We start from the raw sequence: 15955 nt of genomic DNA on the forward strand, positions 1-15955 counted from the left end.
GGTTGTGGTGAAAGTGTTTCGCGTCAGGCCAGCAGGTCCTTGATCGCCGGGGCGACCGGGATCTTGCCTTGTGCCAGGGCGGACCGGTTCCTGTCGAGCTTCTTGAGATCGTAGAGGTAGTTGACCATCAGGCCATAGGACTGCTTGAACCCTTTGGGCGACGGGTCGGCGGCCCAGTTCAGGCGCTCGACGCGGGCGCCGTTACCCAGGTGGAAGCGCGCCACCGCATCCAGCGGCTTGCCATCCTGCAGCTCCTGGGCGAGGTAACGCGCCGCCCACTGCTTGAGGGCCACGCGCGGAGGCGACTTCTCGGCCAGATCTGGCGCCGCCTCCCAGGCCTGCAGCAACTCGGCCGGCGCGTGCTTGCCCAGCCAGGCCCGCAGCCCGGGAATCGGCGAGAGCGTGGCAAAGGTCTTGAGGCGCGGAAACTCCTCGTGCAGGCACTCGACCACGCGCTTGATCAGCGAATCGCCAAAGCTCACGCCGCGCAGTCCGGCCTGGGTGTTGCTGATGGAATAGAAGATTGCCGTGGTCGCGCGGTCCAGGTCGGCCGGCGCGGCGGCTTCGTCCAGCAGCGGCGTGATGCTGGGAGCGATCTCGTTGATCAGCGCCACCTCCACGAAGATCAGCGGCTCGCCCGGCAGGCGCGGGTGGAAGAAACCGTAGCAGCGGCGGTCGCTGTCCAGTCGGTTCTTCACGTCGCCCCAGCTGCGGATGTCGTGCACCGCCTCGTACTTGATGAGCTTCTCCACCAGCGACGCGGGCGAGTCCCAGCTGATGCGGCGCAGTTCCAGAAAGCCGACATCGAACCAGGTGGAGAACATGTACTCCATCTCCACATCCAGCGCGAGCAGGCGCTTGTCGGCCTTGAGCTGCGGCTGCATCTCGGCGCGCAGGTTGACCAGAAAAGGAATGCCGTCCGGGTGGGCGCTGAAGCGCTGCAGCAGGCGCCGGCGCGGCGAAACGGTGGCCCGCCGGTACAGCACCTCGGCCGCTGCTTCGTCGGGTGTACCGACTGCAGCGGCGTATTTCTGCTGCGCGGCCTTGACCTGCGCGGGGTCGGCCACGAAGCGCTCGCTCATGAGCAGCCACAGATCGCGCCGGTGGGCCGGCGATGCGCTGGCGTACCAGTCGATCAGCTCGCCGGCGCGGCGTCCACCCTCCACCTCGCTGACCAGCGGATCGACGATGCCCTTGAGCTCGTCCAGCTTTTGCCGCAGTGCCCGGGGCGACAGCGCTTCTTCGCCCTGGCGCAGGCGGGCCTTGAGCCGCTCGTTCGTGGAACGTACGGGCGCCGGCTGGGGTACCGCGGCCGGCGCACGCAGGCGGGAAACCCTTTCGCTCAGCCATTCCCTGGTGTTCATGCGGAGATCCTTGAGGTGTGGAGACGGGCCAGGTCGCGCAGCGCCACGCGCTGGCGGATCAGGTGGGTCCGCATCGCCGCCTCCGCCCCCTCGGCGTCCCTGGCCTTGAGTGCGGCGTACACCGCCATGTGCTCCGACAGGCTCTGTTCCAGCCGGCCGGGCGCATGCAGCTGCTGCAGGCGCGCGAGCTTGACGATCTTGCGCAGGTCGCCGATCACCTGCGCCAGCCAGCGGTTGTTGGCCAGCACGATGATGGCTTCGTGAATCGCGTAATTGGTTTCGTAGTACTCGGTGATGCGCTTGGCCTTGGCACTGCGCTGCAGACGGTCATGCAACTGCTCCAGCGCTGCCAGATCGGCGTCGGTCGCGTTGGTGGCAGCTTCGAACGCGCACCGCCCTTCCAGCAGAGCAATGACCGGAAAGATCTCGTCCAGATCGCGCTCGGTGATTTCACTCACAAAGCAGCCGCGCCGCGGCTCGTGCCTCACCAGCCCTTCGGCCGTCAGCACCTTGAGCGCCTCGCGCAAGGGCGTGCGGGAGATCGCCAGCTCGGCGCAGAGTGCCGGTTCGTCGATGAATCGCCCTGGCGCTAGGTCCCCCGCAAAGATGCGGTCGCGCAACTTGGCGGCCACCTCATCGTGAAGGGAGTTGAGCACCAGTCGCATGAAGCATCGGGAGAACCCGCTCTGTGATTACCTGTAATTACAGATAATTCTAGAGAGAGGCCCACCGGGCGCAAGCCCGTACAAACCCTCAGAACACGTCGGACGCCTTCAGCTGCGTCGACCCGCCCAGACCCACAACGCAGCACCGCCGAGGACCATGGGCACACACAGCCACTGCCCCATGCTCATGCCCAAAGACAACAGGCCCAGGTGGGCATCCGGCTCCCGGAAAAACTCCGCGGTAAAGCGGAACAGGCCATAGCCAAACAGGAAGGCGCCGCCCACCTGCCCCGTCGCGCGCGGTTTGCGCGCGTACCACCACAACAGGACGAACAGAAGCAGACCTTCCAGCAGGAACTGGTAGACCTGCGAGGGATGCCGCGGGAGGTCACCTGCGCCGCGGAACACCATGGCCCATGGCAGCGACGGGTCGGCCACCCGCCCCCAGAGTTCGCCGTTGATGAAGTTGCCCACCCGACCGGCGGCCAGACCAGTGGGGACGCAGGGCGCCACGAAGTCCATCACCTGCAGCCACGGCCGCTGGCGGCTGCGTGCGTACCAGACCATCGCCACCAGCACGCCCAGCATGCCGCCGTGGAAGCTCATGCCACCCTCCCAGACGGCAAAGATCTCCAGCGGGTGGCTCAGGTAGTACGCAGGCTTGTAGAACAGGCAATAGCCGATGCGCCCGCCCAGCACCACACCCATAACCCCCAGGAACAGGATGTCCTCGACATCCTTGCCCTCCCAGGGTCTGGGCGCTCGAACCGACGCAAAGGGCTCGTGCTTCAGCCGAGCACGCCCGAGCAAAATAAAAAGCCCGAAGGCCGCAAGGTAGGTCAGCCCGTACCAGTGGATGGCCAGCGGGCCAAGCTGCAGGGCGATGGGATCAATCTGGGGATGAATCAACATGGCCTGCGATTGTGCACGCAGGCCATGACCCTCTCCGGTCAGTCGAGCATCGACAGGTTGCGCACGGCACCCTTGTCGGCCGAGGTGGCCAGCAAGGCGTAGGCCTTGAGCGCGGCGGTCACCTTGCGCGGGCGCGGCTGGGCCGGCTTCCAGCCCAGAGCGTCCTGCTCGGCGCGGCGCTTGGCCAACTCCTCATCGCTCACCAGCACATTGATGCTGCGGTTGGGAATGTCGATGCGGATGCGGTCGCCCTGGCGCACCAGGCCGATGGCGCCGCCGGCCGCTGCCTCGGGCGAGCAGTGGCCGATAGACAGGCCGGACGTGCCACCGGAGAAGCGGCCGTCGGTGAGCAGCGCACAGGCCTTGCCCAAGCCCTTGGACTTGATGTAGCTCGTGGGGTAGAGCATCTCCTGCATGCCAGGGCCGCCCTTGGGACCCTCGTAGCGCACGATCACTACGTCGCCGGCCTTGACCTTGTCGGCCAGGATCTCGGCCACCGCTTCGTCCTGGGACTCGGTGACATAGGCCGAACCCTCGAACACCAGGATGGACTCGTCCACACCCGCCGTCTTCACCACGCAACCGTCGAGCGCAATGTTGCCGCGCAGCACGGCCAGACCGCCCTCTTTCGAGAATGCATGGTCAAAGGAGCGGATGCAGCCTTCGGCACGGTCCAGGTCGAGGCTGGGCCAGCGCGTGGACTGACTGAATGCCACCTGCGTCGGAATGCCCGCCGGGCCGGCCATGTAGAAGGTCTTGACCTCGTCTGACGGGTTGCGCGCGATGTCCCACTGTTCCAGCGCGTCCTTCATGGTCTTGGCGTGGATGGTGGGCACGTCGGTGTGCAACCTGCCCGCACGGTCCAGTTCACCCAGGATGGCCATGATGCCGCCCGCACGATGCACGTCTTCGATGTGGTACTTGTTGGTGTTGGGCGCGACTTTGCACAGCTGCGGCACGACACGCGAGAGGCGGTCGATGTCGGCCATGGTGAAGTCGATCCCGGCCTCCTGTGCGATGGCCAGCAGGTGCAGGATGGTGTTGGTGGACCCGCCCATGGCGATGTCCAGCGTGATGGCGTTCTCGAAGGCCTTGAAGCCCACCGAGCGCGGCAACACCGACTCATCGCCCTGTTCGTAATAGCGCTCGCACAGCGCCACAGCCGTGCGACCGGCGCGCTTGAACAACTGCTCGCGGTCGGCGTGCGTGGCCACCACGGTGCCGTTGCCCGGCAGCGCCAAGCCCAGCGCTTCCGCCAGGCAGTTCATGGAATTGGCGGTGAACATGCCTGAGCAGGATCCGCAGGTCGGGCAGGCCGAACGCTCGACCTCGGCCAGATCGGCTTCGCTCACCTTGCTGTCCACGGCCATCACCATCGCGTCCACCAGGTCGAGCTTCTTGATCTCGATGGTCTGGGTCTGCGGATTGGCCAGCCGCACCTTGCCCGCCTCCATGGGGCCACCGGAGACAAACACCACAGGAATGTTCAGGCGCATGGCGGCCATCAGCATGCCGGGTGTGATCTTGTCGCAGTTGGAAATGCACACCAGCGCGTCGGCGCAGTGGGCATTGACCATGTACTCCACCGAGTCGGCGATCAGCTCACGGCTGGGCAGCGAATACAGCATGCCGTCGTGCCCCATGGCAATGCCGTCGTCCACCGCAATGGTGTTGAATTCCTTGGCGACGCCACCAGCGGCCTCAATCTCGCGCGCCACCAGCTGGCCCAGATCCTTGAGGTGCACATGACCAGGCACGAACTGCGTGAAGCTGTTGGCAATGGCGACGATGGGCTTGGCGAAGTCGCCATCCTTCATGCCAGTGGCGCGCCAGAGAGCGCGGGCACCAGCCATGTTGCGGCCGGCGGTGGAAGTCTTGGAGCGGTAAGCAGGCATGGGGCGGATGATGTTGATGAACGGAATGCGGGCTGTCAACCTCAAATTATCCCGCAGGGCCATGCGCCCTGCATCTGAAAGCCCAGCCGGGGCAAGGGGGACGGCTACCGCGCGATTCAGCGCTTGCGTGTCCGGATGCCGAGCGCTGCGCGCTGCTTGTCGATGCGCTCTTTCTTCTTCCTGTCCATCTTCTCGACTTCTTTGCGCTTGGTGTAGCCGGTGGTGTCAGCCCAAGTCCACCAGGCAACCGTCAAACCGAAAGGCACCGCGACCCACCACCACGACACCCCGGCCATGAAACCGATCTCCAGGTATCTCATCAGCAACAAGGCAATTCCGACAGCCAACAAATACATCACACCCTCCGGTAAAGGTCCGATAAAGACGGGCAAACTTCTGTAAAGAAGCATGGGGCGTCCCCGACCGACTCGCTAGAATCGCGGCTCGTGAGCTTCTCACTTATTCCCACGAGGACAACACCATGAAACGCGCTCTGATGATTATGGCTGCGATGGCCGCTATCTCCACCTCCGCCATGGCTGATCAGGCTCTGGCCACTGCCAAGAACTGCATGGCCTGCCATGCGGTCGACAAGAAGCTGGTCGGCCCCTCCTACAAGGATGTGGCCAAGAAGTACGCGGGCGATGCCAAGGCCGTCGACATGCTGGCCGGCAAGATCGTCAAGGGTGGTTCCGGCGTCTGGGGTGCGATTCCCATGCCGGCCAACACGCAAGTCAGCGATGCCGAAGCCAAGAAGCTGGCTGCCTGGGTGTTGAGCCAGAAGTAAGCCGCTTCGCACAGCACACACCAAAAAAAAGCCCGCTGGATTCCAGCGGGCTTTTTTTATCGCCCGGTGCCTCGTTGGGCACCAGGGCGATTTCGAGGATGTCAGTTGTTTTCGGCCAGCTGGTCCAGGATCGCCGGGTTTTCCAGCGTGGAGGTGTCCTGGGTGATGGCTTCGCCCTTGGCGATCGAGCGCAACAGGCGGCGCATGATCTTGCCCGAACGGGTCTTGGGCAGGTTGTCGCCGAAGCGGATGTCCTTGGGCTTGGCGATCGGGCCAATTTCCTTGCCCACCCAGTCGCGCAGTTCCTTGGCGATGGCCTTGGCTTCGTCGCCGGTGGGGCGCGAGCGCTTGAGCACCACGAAGGCCACGATCGCCTCACCGGTCAGATCGTCCGGACGGCCCACCACAGCAGCTTCAGCCACCAGGTCGGTCTTGCCCACCAGGGCCGATTCGATTTCCATCGTGCCCATGCGGTGGCCCGACACGTTCAACACGTCGTCGATACGGCCGGTGATACGGAAATAACCCCGGTCGGCGCTGCGCACCGCGCCGTCGCCGGCCAGGTAGTAGCCCTTGAGTTCTTCGGGAAAGTAGCTTTTCTTGAAACGTTCGGGGTCGCCCCAGATGGTGCGGATCATCGAGGGCCAGGGCTTCTTCACCACCAGAATGCCACCCGCGCCGTTGGGTACGTCGTTGCCCGTCTCGTCGACGATGGCGGTGGTGATGCCCGGCAGCGGCAGCGTGCAGGAACCCGGCACCAGCGGCGTGGCGCCCGGCAGCGGCGTGATCATGTGGCCACCGGTCTCGGTCTGCCAGAAGGTGTCCACGATCGGGCAGCGCTCGCCACCCACGTGCTTGTAGTACCACATCCAGGCTTCGGGGTTGATCGGCTCACCGACCGAACCCATCAGGCGCAGGCTGGTCAGGTCCCAGTTCTTGGGGTGCACCTTCTCATCTCCTTCCGCGGCCTTGATCAGCGAGCGGATGGCCGTCGGGGCGGTGTAGAAGATCGTGCACTTGTGCTTTTCGATCATCTGCCAGAAGCGGCCGGCGTTCGGGTAGGTGGGCACACCTTCGAACACGATCTGGGTGGCTCCAGCGGCCAGCGGGCCGTAAGCGACGTAGCTGTGACCGGTGATCCAGCCGATGTCGGCCGTGCACCAGAACACGTCGTTGTCCTTCAGGTCGAAGGTCCAGTTCATGGTCAGGTTGGCCCACAGCAGGTAGCCGCCGGTGCTGTGCTGCACACCCTTGGGCTTGCCGGTGGAGCCGGAGGTGTAAAGCACGAACAGGGGATGCTCGGCGCTGACCATCTCGGCAGGGCAGTCGGTGGACTGGCCCTCCATCACGTCGTGCATGAAGCTGTCGCGGCCGGCCACCATGTTGCAGGCGGTGGGCGTGCGCTGGAACACGATCACATCCTTGATCGTGTCGCAGCCGCCCATGGCGATGCCTTCGTCCACGATCGACTTGAGCGGCAGCTCCTTGCCGCCCCGCAGCTGGTAGTTGGCGGTGATCACAGCCACGGCGCCAGCGTCCTGGATGCGCTCCTGCAAGGCCTTGGCGGAGAAGCCGCCGAACACCACGCTGTGGGTGGCGCCGATGCGGGCACAGGCCTGCATGGCCACCACGCCCTCGATGGTCATGGGCATGTAGATGACCACGCGGTCACCCTTCTTCACGCCACGCGCCTTCAGCGCATTCGCAAATTGCGACACCTTGGCCAGCAGTTCCTTGTAGGTGACCTTGGTGACCTCGCCGCCGTCGGCTTCAAAAATGATCGCGGTCTTGTTCTCCACCGGCGTGCCCATGTGGCGGTCCAGGCAGTTGAACGAGGCGTTCAGTTCGCCGTCCTCGAACCACTTGTAGAACGGCTTGTTGGACTCGTCGAGTACCTTGGTGAAAGGTTTGCTCCAGGTCAGGGTCTCGCGGGCGCGCTGGGCCCAGAAGCCTTCGAAGTCTTTTTCGGCCTCGGCACACAGGGCGTTGTAGGCCTCCATCCCCGAAATCCGGGCGGCCTTGCGGATGGCCTCGGACGGTTCGAAGACACGGTTTTCGACCAGGGTGGATTCAATCGACGACGAAGGCGTGGACATGTACAGGTCTCCTCTGGGATGGGGAACAAAGAACCCGGCGAATGTGCGCAAGGGCTCTTACGAGCCACTTACATGGACTGGCGCATCCTGAGACCATTTTCAGGGACCCAGGTGGCGGGGGCTTCTACAATTCCGCACAGTGCGCCAGCCTTGAGCCAGCGCCAGTCTAATCCCTACCCTGCCCATGAGCGACCCCGTCAAAACCCCCGGTTCCACGCGCGCCCTGCCCAACCTGATTTTCGCCAGCCGCTGGCTGCAGCTGCCGCTGTACATCGGCCTGATCGCGGCACAGGCCATCTATGTATTCCACTTCTGGGTGGAGCTGGTTCACCTCATCGAAGCAGCCTTCGGCAATCAGAACGCGCTCGCCGCCCTGGTCAAGAGCATCGGCTACAAGGACGGCTTCGAGGTCACCGCCCTGAACGAGACCATCATCATGCTGGTGGTGCTGGCGCTGATCGACGTGGTGATGATCAGCAACCTGCTGATCATGGTCATCGTCGGCGGCTACGAGACCTTCGTCAGCCGCATGCACCTGGAAAACCACCCCGACCAGCCGGAGTGGCTGAGCCACGTCAACGCATCGGTCCTCAAGGTCAAGCTGGCTACCGCCATCATCGGCATCAGTTCGATCCACCTGCTCAAAACCTTCATCAACGCCGCCAACTACGACCAGAAGGTGCTGATGTGGCAGACCATCATCCATGTGGTCTTCCTGCTCAGCGCCATGGCGATTGCCGCCACCGACCGGATCATGCACCCGGTGGCCGAAACGCCTGATCACTGATCCGATTGCCCCCAAGAACCATCCCCGGAAACGCCCCATGACCACCATCCGCCAGAACGACCTCATCGAGTCGATTGCCGCCGCCCTCCAGTACATCAGCTACTACCACCCGGCCGACTACATCGCTCACCTGGCCCGCGCCTACGAGCGCGAGCAGAGCGCTGCCGCCAAGGACGCCATCGCGCAGATCCTGACCAACAGCCGCATGTGTGCCGAAGGCAAACGCCCGATCTGCCAGGACACCGGCATCGTCAATGTGTTCCTCAAGATCGGCATGGACGTGAAATGGGAAGGCTTCACCGGCAGCATCCAAGACGCCATCGACGAAGGCGTGCGCCGCGGCTACAACAACCCCGACAACAAGCTGCGAGCCTCCGTGCTGTCGGACCCGATCTTCGAACGCAAGAACACCAAGGACAACACGCCGGCCGTGGTGTTCATGGAGGTCGTGCCCGGTGACAAGGTCGATGTCATCGTCGCAGCCAAGGGTGGTGGCTCCGAGAACAAGTCCAAGGTCTACATGCTCAACCCCAGCGACAACATCGTCGACTGGGTGCTCAAGACCGTGCCCACCATGGGCGCCGGCTGGTGCCCGCCGGGCATGCTGGGCATCGGCGTTGGCGGCACCGCCGAGAAGGCGGCGCTGCTGGCCAAGGAAGCTCTGATGGACGACATCGACATGTACGAGCTGCTGCAGCGCGGCCCGCAGAACAAGCTCGAAGAGCTGCGCATCGAGCTGTACGAGAAAGTCAATGCGCTGGGCATCGGCGCCCAGGGCCTGGGCGGCCTGACCACGGTGCTCGACGTCAAGATCAAGACCTACCCGACGCACGCGGCCAGCAAGCCCATCGCCATGATTCCGAACTGTGCGGCCACGCGCCACGCCCACTTCGTGATGGACGGCTCCGGCCCGGTCTACATGGACCCGCCCAGCCTGGACCTCTGGCCCAACGTGCACTGGGCGCCCGACTACAACAAGTCCAAGCGGGTGGACCTGAACACGCTGACCAAGGAAGAAGTGGCAAGCTGGAAGCCGGGACAAACCCTGCTGCTCAACGGCAAGATGCTGACCGGCCGCGATGCTGCACACAAACGCATCCAGGACATGCTGGCCAAGGGCGAGCCGTTGCCGGTGGACTTCACCAACCGCGTCATCTATTACGTTGGCCCGGTCGATCCCGTGCGAGAGGAAGTGGTTGGCCCGGCTGGCCCGACCACCGCCACCCGCATGGACAAGTTCACCCGCATGATGCTGGAGAAGACGGGTCTCATCGCCATGGTCGGCAAGGCCGAGCGCGGCCCGACCGCCATCGAGGCGATCAAGGATGCTAAGAGTGCCTACCTCATGGCAGTGGGTGGCAGCGCCTACCTGGTGTCCAAGGCCATCAAGGCCGCCAAGGTGGTGGGCTTCGCCGACCTGGGCATGGAAGCCATCTACGAGTTCGACGTGGTCGACATGCCCGTGACGGTGGCCGTGGATGCCGGCGGCACCAGCGCCCACATCACGGGCCCCGCCGAGTGGGAAAAGCGCATCGCCACCGGCGAGTTCAAAGGCATCACCGTCGCCGCCGCTTGAAGACGATCGGCGTTTTCGACAGTGGTGTCGGGGGCCTGAGCGTGCTGCGCGCGCTGCTGGCGGAGATCCCGCAGGCGCACTTCGTGTACCTCGCGGACGGCGCCCATGCACCCTATGGCGAACGAAGCCCGCAACAGATCGCCGAACGCGCCCACCGGATCACGGAGGGCCTGCGCCACCACTTCGGCATCGACGCCTTGGTGGTGGCCTGCAACACGGCCACGGCGCTGGCCATCGAAGGCCTGCGCGCAGAGCATGCAGACTGGCCCATCGTGGGGGTGGAGCCGGCGCTCAAACCGGCCGCAGCCCTCACACGAACCGGTCACGTAGGCGTGATGGCCACACGAGGAACGGTCGAAAGCGAACGGTACTCCCGGCTGCGGCAGCGCCTGGAAAGCGGCTCGGACTCACCGCTCCACTTCAGCAGCCAGGCCTGTGACGGTCTGGCCGATGCCATTGAGCGCGACGACAAAGCCGCCATACAAAGCCTCTGCAAGCGCTACTGGGAGATGCTCAAAACCGACCGGGAGGATCTACCGGCCATCGACACCCTGGTGCTGGGCTGCACCCACTACCTCTTCGCCGCCGACGTAATTCGTGCGCTGACAGGCCCGGAGGTCGCGCTGGTCGAGACCGGTGTTCCGGTGGCCAAACGCACACAGGCGGTGCTGAAAGATTTGCCAGACCGCCCACACGCCTCTGGCTCGCACCCTGGCGTCACGCTGCTCTCCACCGGCGACCCGGAACCTCTGGCCCGCGCGGCCCTCCGGTGGCTGGGACTGAATGTCCCAGGTCGGCAGTTCATCTGCTGAGCCGAGCCTGGACTCAGGCTTCCGCCGCCAACGCAGCCCGTCGACCGCGCTCGACATCCACCCGCTGCAACAACAGCCATCCGGTCACGAACAGGACTGCCGTGGAGGCGATCGCCAGCCGCTGATTGCCGCCTGTACCCCAGGCGATGAGGCCATAGGTCAACGGCCCGATGATGCTGGCAAGTCGTGTGGCAAAGGTCCACAGACCGTAGAACTCCGCCAGCTGAGCCGCGGGCGCAAACAACCCCGCCAGCGCCCGCCCTGCCGACTGGCTGGACCCCATACACAGACCGGCGATGGCCGCTGCGTACCAGAATCCCCCTTTGGTCGTCGTGAGGGCAGCGATCACGCAGGTTGTCACCCAGCCCAGCAACGTCACGCTCAGCGCGCGCTTGTGGCCGATCCGGTCCTGCCAATGACCAAAGACAAACGCCCCCACCGCGGCGGCAATGTTCAGCACGAAGATCAGCACCATGGTTTCCTGCTGAACGAAACCGATGACCTGCTCCGCATAGATGGCGGCCAGCGCGATCGTGACGGCCACACCGCCCTGGTAGGCCACCGCACAGCCCAGCAGCCACATGAAGTCGCGGTATCGGCGGGATCTGCGGTAAGTGGTCAGCAACTGCGACCAAGCCTGCCCCAGTCCACCGCCGGAACGACGGGGCGCGCGCTCTCGCAACCAGGCAAACGTGCACAAGGATGAAATCGAAAACACGCCCGCGGTGATCCACATGGTCATGGGAACGAACTGCGTCGCCGGCTCACCGGCCGCCTGCGACTGGATCACCACCACCAGGCTCAATCCCAGCGCCAGCATGCCGCCGAGGTAACCAAAACTCCAGCCCCAACCACTGACCCGCCCCAAGGCCTCCGGACGCGCCAGTTCGGGGAGGAAGGCCGCGCTCAACGACTCTCCCCACGAGAAGAACACATTGGACAGCACGATAAGGACAACACCCAAGGCAACATCCCCCGGCCCCACTTGTGACAACCCCATCGTCGACACGACGCACCCCACGGTGCTGACAGCCAGCAAACGCTTCTTGGCACCATGACGGTCGGCCCAAGCCCCCACCATAGGCATGGTGAGCATCACGATGGCGTAGGAGAGGCTCAGGCTCGCCGTCCAGGCGAATGTAGCCCAAGGAGCACTGCCGGCCACGGCACCCACGAAATAGGCAGAAAAAACGGCCGTGAGAACGACCGTTGTGTATCCGGAGTTGGCGAAGTCGTACATGGCCCATGCAAACACCTCGCGCTTTCGCACGCCAGGGTTCAGGGCTCCGGCGGCCGTCTGCGACATGCGTCAGTGAAGATGGCGCGGCTTGCGGCCTCCCCCATGCCCCGATGATCCACCGTGGCCACGGGGAGGACGCCCCAGCTGCATCGAGTTCACCAGGGCATCAAAACGCTGGTTGAACAGGCGGTCAATCGAGGCCACCACATCGTTGAGCTCCGATGCATCGAAATGCCGCTCCATGATATGGACCACGTCCTGCACCAGCAGATCGCGCTGGACCTGCATGATCGCTGCCGGGGTTGGCCCCACAAAGCACATCATGAAGTCGTCACGCGCCTCTTCGTCTTCGGGCGCCTCTTCTTCGTCGAACTCGGTGTCGTAGAAAGACACCTCGATCGGGGCTCCGGCGGAGGCGATTTCATTCAGGCCCATGCAGGCCTCTTCGATCACCTGCCGGAAGTCGTCATCACCGGGGACTGTCCAGCACATCTGCAGCACATGCTCTTGTGCGTCAAATCGGATACCCGGCTCGTCCTCATAGGCACTTTCGGCAGCAGCAGCCAGGGAACGGGCACCCGCATACTGCCAAAGGGGCTTGAGCGCGTCCTGAATCTGGGCGTAGGCCACATCCTCGCGCAGAGGAACGTCCCCATGCACATGGATTTCAAAAGGCGCGTTGTATCGGGTCATGGAAACTCACTGTAGCGGCGAAAGCGCCCCACGCATAGTCGGGCGGTGGGCGTGGTGCCTCGAACCGGAATCGAACCGGTACGACCGGTTAGGGTCGGCGGATTTTAAGTCCGCTGTGTCTACCAATTTCACCATCGAGGCGGACTGCGAGGCATTGTCGCAGGTTCATCCCAGGGACCACTGCAGCGAGCCGAGAGGCAGCGCCTACGCACGTCTGGCGGACAGCATCGAACCAAAGAAAAAACGGGAAGCGTTGCTTCCCGTTTTTTGATGAATGGAGCGGGAAACGAGGTTCGAACTCGCGACCTCAACCTTGGCAAGGTTGCGCTCTACCAACTGAGCTATTCCCGCAAAAATTCCAGTGTGACTGGAGGCGCGATCCGGAGTCGAACCGGACTAGACGGATTTGCAATCCGTTGCATAACCGCTTTGCTATCGCGCCCGATTCACCGACGCGAAGATCGCGTTGATGCAACCGACAAAAAAGGGAAGCCGGGCTTCCCTTTTTCAAACTGGAGCGGGAAACGAGGTTCGAACTCGCGACCTCAACCTTGGCAAGGTTGCGCTCTACCAACTGAGCTATTCCCGCATGTTTCTGACGTTTGGTGAAATTCGTCAGAAGCTGAAATTCTAGCGCAAAAAACGAGCCTTTTTCAAGGCCCACACTTTTTTTGCTCAGTGTTTGACTGCTCCAGGTGCCGGTGCAGGGGCACTACCCGCGGCAGCGGCCACTTGAGCTGCCACCTCTTCATCGGTCAAGGGCACCGGCTGGCGCTCCAGGGCAATGGACAGCACCTTGTCGATCCATTTGACCGGAACGATCTCAAGCCCTTGCTTGACGTTGTCGGGTATCTCGGCAAGGTCCTTGACATTCTCTTCGGGAATGATGACCGTCTTGATGCCACCACGGAGCGCAGCCAGCATCTTCTCCTTCAGGCCACCAATGGCCGTGACCTCGCCCCGAAGGGTGATCTCACCCGTCATCGCGACATCTGCCCGGACCGGTATGCCTGTGAGTGCAGATACCAGGGCGGTGGTCATGGCCGCCCCCGCGCTCGGGCCGTCCTTCGGCGTGGCGCCATCCGGAACATGGATGTGAATGTCGCGCTTGTCGAACTGCTCATCCTTGATGCCCAGCTGTCGGGCACGGCTTCGAACCACGGTGCGCGCAGCCTCTACAGACTCCTTCATCACATCACCCAGAGAGCCGGTGCGGATGGTGCCGCCCTTGCCAGGCATGATGGCGACCTCGATGGTCAGCAGGTCACCGCCCACTTCGGTCCACGCAAGGCCCACCACCTGCCCGACCTGGTTCTGTTGCTCGACCCGGCCATACGTGTACTTGCGCACCCCCAGGAAGTCGCTCAGGTTGTCGGCGTCGACCACCACCGTGGGGGTGTATTTCTTGAGCAGCAAACCCTTGACCACCTTGCGGCAGATCTTGGAGAGCTCCCGCTCCAGCGAACGCACACCAGCCTCGCGGGTGTAGTAGCGCACGATGTCCCGCACCGCCTCTTCCTTGACCTCCAGCTCGCCATCGCGAATGCCGTTGTTCTTCACCTGCTTGGGCAGCAGATAGCGCATGGCAATGTTGGTTTTTTCGTCTTCCGTGTAGCCAGAAAGACGGATCACCTCCATGCGGTCCAGCAGGGCCGGCGGGATATTCATCGAGTTGGACGTCGCCACGAACATCACGTCCGACAGATCGAAGTCCACCTCGACGTAATGGTCACCGAAGGTGTGGTTCTGCTCGGGGTCGAGCACCTCCAGCAGTGCCGACGACGGGTCGCCCCGGAAGTCGGTTCCCAGCTTGTCGATTTCGTCCAGCAAGAACAGCGGATTGCGGGTACCGACCTTGGACAGGCTCTGCAGCACCTTGCCAGGCATGGCGCCGATGTAGGTGCGACGATGCCCGCGGATCTCCGCCTCGTCGCGCATGCCGCCCAGCGCCATGCGCACGTACTTGCGCCCGGTGGCCTTGGCCACCGACTGCCCGAGCGATGTCTTGCCCACGCCCGGAGGACCGACCAAACACAGAATAGGAGCCTTGACCTTGTCCACGCGCTGCTGCACCGCGAGGTACTCAAGAATCCGGTCCTTGACCTTCTCCAGACCATAGTGGTCTTCGTTCAGGACCCCCTCGGCAAACGCCAGATCGTGCTTGATCTTGGTCTTCTTGCTCCAGGGCAGCGCCACCAGCGCGTCGATGTAGTTGCGCACCACCGTGGCCTCGGCCGACATGGGCGACATCAGCTTGAGTTTCTTGAACTCGGCCTCGGCCTTCTTGCGCGCTTCGGCAGGCATCTTGGCGGCCTTGATCTTCTTCTCGATTTCCTCGATGTCCGCGCCCTCTTCGCCTTCGCCAAGCTCCTTCTGGATCGCCTTGACCTGCTCGTTGAGGTAGAAGTCGCGCTGATTCTTCTCCATCTGGCGCTTGACGCGACCACGGATCTTCTTGTCGACATTCAGGATGTCGACCTCGCGCTCGAGCTGCTCGAACAGATTTTCAAGCCGCTTGTTGATCGGATCGAGATCCAGCACCACCTGCTTGGACTCCAGCTTCAGAGGCAGGTGCGCGGCGATGGTGTCAGCCAGGCGCCCCGGATCGTCGATGCTGGAGATCGAGGTCAGGATCTCGGATGGAATCTTCTTGTTCAGTTTGACGTACTGGTCAAACTGCTGCATCACGGCGCGGCGCAGCGCTTCGAGTTCATTGGTCTGTGTCACCGAGCGCTCCTGCGCCGGATCGATAGGCGTGACGTGGGCTACGAAGTGGCTCTCACCGTCCACGATCGACAGCACCTTGGCGCGCTGGACCCCCTCCACCAGCACCTTGACGGTGCCGTCGGGCAGCTTGAGCATCTGCAGAATGGTGGCGACGCACCCCATCTCGAACATGTCGTCCGTGGATGGCTCGTCCTTGGCGGCGGCTTTCTGTGCCACCAGCATGATTCGGCGCTCGGCCTCCATCGCCGCCTCCAGCGCTTTGATGCTCTTGGGGCGACCGACGAACAGCGGAATCACCATGTGGGGAAAGACCACCACATCGCGCAAAGGCAACAGTGGCAGGTCTACGGGCGTGCTGGGCAGGGGGATTTGTCCGGACATTTCAGACCTCTAGATGTTTG

Annotated in this window: 13 protein-coding genes and 4 tRNA genes; 4 read left to right on the forward strand and 13 right to left on the reverse strand. The window is 63.4% G+C overall.

What is annotated here, in order from left to right:
• Window positions 1-23: 23 nt before the first annotated feature.
• From HPS01S_RS04095 to HPS01S_RS04115, 5 genes are all read right to left on the reverse strand, one after another.
• A complete protein-coding gene (locus HPS01S_RS04095; RefSeq protein ID WP_066151525.1) occupies window positions 24-1364 on the reverse strand; it encodes a malonyl-CoA decarboxylase domain-containing protein in 1341 nt (446 codons plus the stop codon).
• Window positions 1361-2029 carry a GntR family transcriptional regulator gene (locus tag HPS01S_RS04100; RefSeq protein WP_066151527.1) on the reverse strand — a complete coding sequence of 223 codons (669 nt, stop codon included), beginning with the start codon at window positions 2027-2029 and terminating at the stop codon, window positions 1361-1363. Before HPS01S_RS04100 ends, HPS01S_RS04095 begins: the two co-directional genes overlap by 4 nt.
• A 108-nt stretch (window positions 2030-2137) precedes the next feature.
• A complete protein-coding gene (gene lgt, locus HPS01S_RS04105) occupies window positions 2138-2941 on the reverse strand; it encodes a prolipoprotein diacylglyceryl transferase (protein ID WP_066151529.1) in 804 nt (267 codons plus the stop codon).
• A 38-nt stretch (window positions 2942-2979) separates the two neighbouring features.
• Window positions 2980-4836 (reverse strand): dihydroxy-acid dehydratase, encoded by a 1857-nt coding sequence (gene ilvD, locus HPS01S_RS04110; protein WP_066151803.1) that lies wholly within the window; start codon window positions 4834-4836, stop codon window positions 2980-2982.
• A 116-nt stretch (window positions 4837-4952) separates the two neighbouring features.
• The gene (locus tag HPS01S_RS04115; RefSeq protein WP_066151530.1) at window positions 4953-5192 is read right to left on the reverse strand and encodes a TIGR04438 family Trp-rich protein; all 240 of its coding nucleotides are present in this window, start codon (window positions 5190-5192) and stop codon (window positions 4953-4955) included.
• A 125-nt stretch (window positions 5193-5317) separates the two neighbouring features.
• On the opposite strand from HPS01S_RS04115, the gene HPS01S_RS04120 reads away from it, so the two are divergent.
• A complete protein-coding gene (locus HPS01S_RS04120) occupies window positions 5318-5623 on the forward strand; it encodes a c-type cytochrome (protein WP_066151532.1) in 306 nt (101 codons plus the stop codon).
• A 101-nt stretch (window positions 5624-5724) separates the two neighbouring features.
• Here HPS01S_RS04120 and acs read toward each other — a convergent pair whose 3' ends face one another.
• Window positions 5725-7719, reverse strand: a complete 1995-nt coding sequence (gene acs / locus HPS01S_RS04125; protein ID WP_066151534.1) for an acetate--CoA ligase — start codon at window positions 7717-7719, stop codon at window positions 5725-5727.
• A 184-nt stretch (window positions 7720-7903) separates the two neighbouring features.
• Between acs and HPS01S_RS04130 the strand changes: the two genes are divergently transcribed.
• Genes HPS01S_RS04130 through murI form a run of 3 tightly spaced genes read left to right on the forward strand, consistent with a single transcriptional unit; the run spans window position 7904 to window position 10894 of the window.
• Entirely contained in the window at window positions 7904-8506 is a 603-nt protein-coding gene (locus HPS01S_RS04130; protein ID WP_066151536.1) for a TIGR00645 family protein, read from the forward strand.
• Window positions 8507-8543: 37 nt separating this feature from the next.
• Window positions 8544-10082 carry a fumarate hydratase gene (locus HPS01S_RS04135; RefSeq protein WP_066151538.1) on the forward strand — a complete coding sequence of 513 codons (1539 nt, stop codon included), beginning with the start codon at window positions 8544-8546 and terminating at the stop codon, window positions 10080-10082.
• Complete coding sequence (gene murI / locus HPS01S_RS04140; RefSeq protein WP_066151540.1) at window positions 10079-10894, forward strand: glutamate racemase; 816 nt, start codon at window positions 10079-10081, stop codon at window positions 10892-10894. The genes HPS01S_RS04135 and murI overlap by 4 nt, the downstream gene beginning before the upstream one ends.
• Window positions 10895-10907: 13 nt before the next feature.
• Here the strand turns inward: murI and HPS01S_RS04145 are convergent, their stop codons facing one another.
• From HPS01S_RS04145 to lon, 7 genes are all read right to left on the reverse strand, one after another.
• A complete protein-coding gene (locus HPS01S_RS04145) occupies window positions 10908-12200 on the reverse strand; it encodes an MFS transporter (RefSeq protein WP_066151543.1) in 1293 nt (430 codons plus the stop codon).
• Between the two features lie 3 nt (window positions 12201-12203).
• Complete coding sequence (locus HPS01S_RS04150; protein ID WP_066151545.1) at window positions 12204-12827, reverse strand: DUF6806 family protein; 624 nt, start codon at window positions 12825-12827, stop codon at window positions 12204-12206.
• 52 nt (window positions 12828-12879) lie between these two features.
• Window positions 12880-12968: transfer RNA gene (locus HPS01S_RS04155), tRNA-Leu, on the reverse strand.
• A 134-nt stretch (window positions 12969-13102) separates the two neighbouring features.
• Window positions 13103-13178: transfer RNA gene (locus HPS01S_RS04160), tRNA-Gly, on the reverse strand.
• 17 nt (window positions 13179-13195) lie between these two features.
• A tRNA-Cys gene (locus HPS01S_RS04165) sits at window positions 13196-13269 on the reverse strand.
• Between the two features lie 71 nt (window positions 13270-13340).
• Window positions 13341-13416 (reverse strand) — tRNA-Gly (locus HPS01S_RS04170).
• An 86-nt stretch (window positions 13417-13502) separates the two neighbouring features.
• Entirely contained in the window at window positions 13503-15935 is a 2433-nt protein-coding gene (lon, locus tag HPS01S_RS04175; RefSeq protein ID WP_066151547.1) for an endopeptidase La, read from the reverse strand.
• Window positions 15936-15955 lie beyond the last annotated feature (20 nt).

Source organism: Hydrogenophaga pseudoflava NBRC 102511 (genome assembly GCF_001592285.1).
Taxonomy (GTDB): domain Bacteria; phylum Pseudomonadota; class Gammaproteobacteria; order Burkholderiales; family Burkholderiaceae_C; genus Hydrogenophaga; species Hydrogenophaga pseudoflava.

Coding starts and splice junctions, on each gene's coding strand:
- HPS01S_RS04095 (WP_066151525.1), bottom strand. CDS start 1,364: ATGAACACCAGGGAATGGCTGAGCGAAAGGGTTTCCCGCCTGCGTGCG.
- HPS01S_RS04100 (WP_066151527.1), bottom strand. CDS start 2,029: ATGCGACTGGTGCTCAACTCCCTTCACGATGAGGTGGCCGCCAAGTTG.
- lgt (WP_066151529.1), bottom strand. CDS start 2,941: ATGTTGATTCATCCCCAGATTGATCCCATCGCCCTGCAGCTTGGCCCG.
- ilvD (WP_066151803.1), bottom strand. CDS start 4,836: ATGCCTGCTTACCGCTCCAAGACTTCCACCGCCGGCCGCAACATGGCT.
- HPS01S_RS04115 (WP_066151530.1), bottom strand. CDS start 5,192: ATGTATTTGTTGGCTGTCGGAATTGCCTTGTTGCTGATGAGATACCTG.
- HPS01S_RS04120 (WP_066151532.1), top strand. CDS start 5,318: ATGAAACGCGCTCTGATGATTATGGCTGCGATGGCCGCTATCTCCACC.
- acs (WP_066151534.1), bottom strand. CDS start 7,719: ATGTCCACGCCTTCGTCGTCGATTGAATCCACCCTGGTCGAAAACCGT.
- HPS01S_RS04130 (WP_066151536.1), top strand. CDS start 7,904: ATGAGCGACCCCGTCAAAACCCCCGGTTCCACGCGCGCCCTGCCCAAC.
- HPS01S_RS04135 (WP_066151538.1), top strand. CDS start 8,544: ATGACCACCATCCGCCAGAACGACCTCATCGAGTCGATTGCCGCCGCC.
- HPS01S_RS04145 (WP_066151543.1), bottom strand. CDS start 12,200: ATGTCGCAGACGGCCGCCGGAGCCCTGAACCCTGGCGTGCGAAAGCGC.
- HPS01S_RS04150 (WP_066151545.1), bottom strand. CDS start 12,827: ATGACCCGATACAACGCGCCTTTTGAAATCCATGTGCATGGGGACGTT.
- lon (WP_066151547.1), bottom strand. CDS start 15,935: ATGTCCGGACAAATCCCCCTGCCCAGCACGCCCGTAGACCTGCCACTG.